1 protein-coding gene and 1 pseudogene are annotated in these 2,633 nt (G+C 36.0%); both read left to right on the forward strand.

What is annotated here, in order from left to right; all coding sequences use genetic code 11:
- Positions 1 to 313: 313 nt before the first annotated feature.
- Positions 314 to 2,014, forward strand: a complete 1,701-nt coding sequence (gene fliF, locus EZH24_RS09990) for a flagellar basal-body MS-ring/collar protein FliF (RefSeq protein WP_137998999.1) — start codon at positions 314 to 316, stop codon at positions 2,012 to 2,014.
- Between the two features lie 86 nt (positions 2,015 to 2,100).
- Positions 2,101 to 2,633 (forward strand): annotated as a pseudogene (locus EZH24_RS09995) (flagellar motor switch protein FliG); the annotation flags it as partial.

The following is a 2,633-nucleotide window of genomic DNA, read 5'->3' on the forward strand; positions in this document are numbered from 1 at the left end:
ACATTCTTTCATATAATATAATTTTTACGAACCTCATGCGGATATGCATGGGGTTTTATTTGGATTGCTTCAGCAGAGCTTTGCAATGAAAAAATAATTTATTTGTTTTATTCGATTATATAATTAAAAAATATTATGTTAACTATTGACAAAAAAGCGAATTTGTATTATTATATAAAATAGGGAATTATGTTAACTAATTAAATAAATTAAATTTAAAAAAAATAACGAATAAACATAATTTTTTTGTTAAAGTAAACATAATTATATCCGAAATATTATAAAGATAACTTTTATTTAGGCAGGTATTCCTATGCAGGACTTTATAAATAAATTGATAAGTCAAGTTAAAAATATTTTTTCCAAAACCACTAAAGTTCAAAAAGCTATAGTGATAGGCATTTTGGTTGTCGCTCTCGGCGCGATTGTGGCTACTGTGATTTTAAGCTCGAGAAGAACGGGAACTTTATTATTTCCGAACGCTTTGGGTCAGGAAGACGCGAGAAATGTTATATCAGTTTTGGAAGCGAGCAATATTAAATATACTTATAGAAACGGATTCATAACTCTTAATAATATGTCAGATAAAGCGAAAGCGGAATTGGAATTGGTTAAAGAAGGAAAAATGCCCGCATCTTTGGACGGTTGGGAATTATTCGATTCGCCTCGTATAGGAATTACCGATGTCGAATTGGATATAAATAAAAGAAGGTCCTTGACTAAAGCGATTACTCAATTATTAATGAAATTGGATTTTGTGCAAGAAGCTACGGTTGATTTGGCTTTTCCTAAAAAAGAATATTTAACGGATGTTGATGCTCCCGTTACCGCTTCTGTGGTTATTAGAGCCGAGCCTTTCAAAGAAGAAGTTTTAAGAGACCCAAAAACCGTTAGAGGACTTCAAAGATTAATCGCTATGGGAGTCGATAAATTACAGCCCGAATTCGTAACGATTACAGATAGCGTTGGATTGGTATTAACCGATTTTACGGACGAAGCCGCCAATTTGAAATTGAAAGTCGCTCAAGAAGAATTGAAAATAGTCGATAGAGAGAGAAAAAAGATAGAAAATAAAATAAGACAAACTTTGGGAAGAATATATACGAATAGAGTGGAAACTACTATAGCTTTGGAATTAATATGGGACGAAGTGACCGTTACAAATAATTTGGTTCTTCCTATAACTTTAAAAGAGGACGACCCTTCCACTCCTTATGACGACAGCCAAATTACGAATAAAGTTCAAGTTTCAAGCCGAACGGTGACGGAAGATTGGAGGGGACAGCAATTTATTCCTCAAGGCGCTGCTGGAGCGGAAGAAAATGTTCCTCCAGGCTATGCCGATAAAACGGATAGATGGCAAACTTATACTAAAACTGACAGCCAAGATAATTACGAATTAAGCAAAAGATACGAAGCGATAAAGAAAGGAAGCTATCAAATAGGAAAAATATCAGCGGCGGTTGCGCTTGACGGAAGATGGACGAGAGTTTACGATGCGAACGGAGAGCCTGTAATAACGAACGGAACGAGCTATGTTAGAGAATATCATCCAGTATCCGCAGAAGAGATAAGAAATGTAACTTCTTTGGTTCAAGCGGCTATAGGCTACGACTTGAGAAGAGGCGACCAAGTTAGCGTGACGCATATTCAGTTTGACCATTGGGATAGATTTAATAGCGAAGACGCGAGACTCATGAGAAACAGCTTCATAAGAAAAACTTTGGTTATAGCCATGATTTCTTTGCTCGCGTTGTTTATATTGGTATTGATAGTTAGAGCGATTCAGAAAGAGCTTGCCAGAAGACGCAGACTCAGAGAAGAAGAACTCGAACGAAGACAGATGGAAATGCGAAGACAGGCTATGATGAATGTAAACGAAGAGCCTATGACGGAAATTAATTTGGAAGACGCCGCTCGTAAAAAACTTATGGAAGAAGTTATACGAGTGAGCCATGAAAGACCAGACGATGTGGCTAAATTATTAAGAACTTGGATGGCGGACGATAAATAAAATATAGAAAATAAATTATAAAAGTATAAAATTGAAAATATAAAATAAATTAAAAAATAAACGAGTTATAAAATAGGAGATATATTATGGCTACGGCTAATAAAGAAAACGATAAGAAACAAAAAGTTTTAAGCGGACGTCAAAAAGTCGCTATATTCCTTGTTTCCCTCGGAATGGAAACTTCAAGCGAAATATTTAAACATTTGAGAGAAGAGGAAATAGAGCAGATTACTTTCGACATAGCGCGACTCGAAAATATAGAAGCCGCCGATAAGGACGCCGTTTTTAGAGAATTTCAAGAGATGATGATAGCGCAAGATTTTATAACTCAAGGCGGTATAGATTACGCGAGAGATTTATTGGAACGTTCGGTTGGAAGTCAAAAAGCGGGAGATATTATAAACAGATTGACTTCATCGTTGCAGGTTAGACCTTTCGATTTTATAAGAAGAACGGACCCTGCGCATTTGCTTAACTTTATACAAGGAGAGCATCCTCAAACTATAGCGCTTATTTTGGCTTATTTAGAGCCTCAAAAAGCCGCAAGTATATTGGGTTCGTTGCCTTCGGAAATTCAGCCCGATGTGGCAAAACGTATAGCGATAATGGATAGAACTTC

This window comes from Brachyspira catarrhinii (assembly GCF_005518285.1).
Lineage (GTDB): Bacteria > Spirochaetota > Brachyspiria > Brachyspirales > Brachyspiraceae > Brachyspira > Brachyspira catarrhinii.